General features: G+C 65.3%; 2 protein-coding genes. One reads left to right on the top strand and one right to left on the bottom strand.

Annotated elements, in window-relative coordinates; translation table 11 throughout:
* Positions 1-64 precede the first annotated feature (64 nt).
* Positions 65-520 carry an HU family DNA-binding protein gene (locus DBR12_RS20800; protein WP_108618963.1) on the bottom strand — a complete coding sequence of 152 codons (456 nt, stop codon included), beginning with the start codon at positions 518-520 and terminating at the stop codon, positions 65-67.
* A gap of 387 nt (positions 521-907) precedes the next feature.
* On the opposite strand from DBR12_RS20800, the gene DBR12_RS20795 reads away from it, so the two are divergent.
* Positions 908-2,087, top strand: a 1,180-nt coding sequence (locus tag DBR12_RS20795; protein WP_233245000.1) for a HAMP domain-containing protein, incomplete at its 3' end; no start/stop codon positions are given.

Here is a 2,087-nt window from a genome sequence, read left to right as displayed (position 1 = left end):
GTGTGTGCATGGGGCGGGCCCCATGCACGCAGGCCGGTAGGGCCTGCGAGAACCCAAGGCCTTATCAGGCCGTTGCGTCCTTGAGCTTCTTCAGCGCGCGGGTCTTGATCTTGACCGATGCGGGCTTGGCGGGGAACCAGCGCTCTTCGCCGGTGAAGGGATCCTTGCCAAAGCGCTTCTTCTTTGCCGCGACTTGCTGCAGGCCGATCTTCAGCACGCCGGGCAGCGTGAATTCGCCAGAGCCCTTCTTGTGCACCGAGCCCAGGATGGCGGCTTCGAGTGCTGCCAGCACGGCCTTGGCGGCCTTGGGTTCCACGCCCGATTGCTCGGCCAGGTGGGCCACCAGCGTGGTCTTGTTGAAAGCCGTCTTGATGGGCTTGATTGCTGCGGGGGCCGCTGCTGCAGGCTTTGCTACGGGGGCTGCGGCCTTCTTGGCTGGAGCAGCCTTATTGGCAGCGGGTGCCGCGGCCTTGACGGCGGCTTTCTTTGCGGGTGCTGGAGCTTTTTTTGCAGTTGCCATGATTATTTCTTCGTTGGTTTGGATTGTGATCGGCCCTCTTCACATTGCAGAGAGCCTTCGTGATTTTAGGTGCGAGAACGCCCGAACCGATAGAGGGCATGCCCTGCCGTTGTCTGAGGCTTCTGCGTGTCCCCATGCCGAGGGGCGGCGTGCGGGTTGCGTTGGGTTATCTGGGCGTGGTGCCAAGGTGTCCTGAACGCACACAAGCGGATGCGTTGGCGGCTGTGGTGAGAAGAGTCATCAAGGCCCGCAGCAGACTGGGGAGTGACTGAAAGATACACCTTCATACAATCCCAGCAGGCTGGCTGCGCACAGGTGTAGCCTTTTTTTGCGCTGCCTGGTGCGGCTTTCTTTTTTGTGTGGTGCCCGTAAAGCGCTTGTTTGTTCATGCAATTGAGTCGAATGCTCCACCTGCTGGGGGCCCTGGTTCTTGTGGCCACGATGGTGTTGGTGGGGCGCCTGGCCACCAACGAGTGGCAATCGGTGCACAGGGCGTCGCAAAGCCTGCGCTTGCTGGAGCAGCTGCAGCGCGGGCTGGTGGCGGTGGAGATGGTGTCGCGCGAAAGGGGACCCACCAACGGCGCGCTCGGCGATTCCTTGCCCATGCCGCAGTCGCGCGCCCAGGCGTTGCAGGAGGCGCGGGCGCGCACCGACCAGGCGTTCGAGGCCCTGCGGCAGGCCGTGGTGGCCGCGCCCCGTTCCACAGCCGACGACATTCATCTTGAGCAGAGCCTGCAGACCGCGCGCAGTGCGTTGGTGCAGGCCCGCGCGGGCGTGGACCAGGTGCTGGCGTTGCAGCAACCTGCGCGCTCGGCGGAGGCCATCCGCCACGCCGTGCAGGACATGGTAGCCGTGGTGCCACTGCTTTCGCCTTTGACCAATGCTCTGGCCAGTGCCGCCCAGCATGCTTACCCAGCGCTGGGCGACGATGTACAGGGCGCTCGCCTGGCAGCGGCGCTGCGTGAATACGCTGGCTTGCTGGGCTCTCACTTCACGGCGGCGTTGGTCAAGGCGCAGCCGTTTTCTGCCGCAGAGCGCCGCGCGATTGACGAGACGCGGGGGCGCATTGCGCAATTGCGCACGCTGGTGGAGTTACGGCTGCAGCTGCCGGGTGAGGCCAGCGAGGTGTCGCAGGCGTGGCGCACGGTCGAAGCGCAGTACTTTGGCGTGGCCCAGGCCTTGCTGGGCCAGGTGCTGGCGCAGGGGGATGGAGATGGCCGCTATGGCTTGTCGGCGGCCGAGTTCGCGGCCTTGTATGTGCCCGAGATGAACCCTATCCTGGCGCTGCGCGATGTGCTGCTCGCCCAGGCCCGCGAACGCGCACAGCAGGAACACCAGCGCGCCCTGCAGGTGCTGGTCTGGGCGCTGGCGGGCTCGGGGGCGCTGCTGCTGGTGCTGGGGGGCGCGCTATACGTGATCCAGCACCGCGTACTGCAGCCCCTGGCCAAGACCACGCGGGCCCTGAAGGCGCTTGCCAACAACGACCTGCAGGCGCCTTTGCCCGCCCCCCTGGCCGACGATGAAATGTCTGCCGTCATCGGGGCAGTGCGTGCGCTGCAAAATCAAA

Origin of the sequence: Acidovorax sp. HMWF029 (assembly GCF_003060895.1) — a bacterium.
In the GTDB taxonomy this organism is placed as follows: domain Bacteria; phylum Pseudomonadota; class Gammaproteobacteria; order Burkholderiales; family Burkholderiaceae_C; genus Acidovorax.
This window is presented reverse-complemented; position numbering and strand designations above follow the sequence as displayed.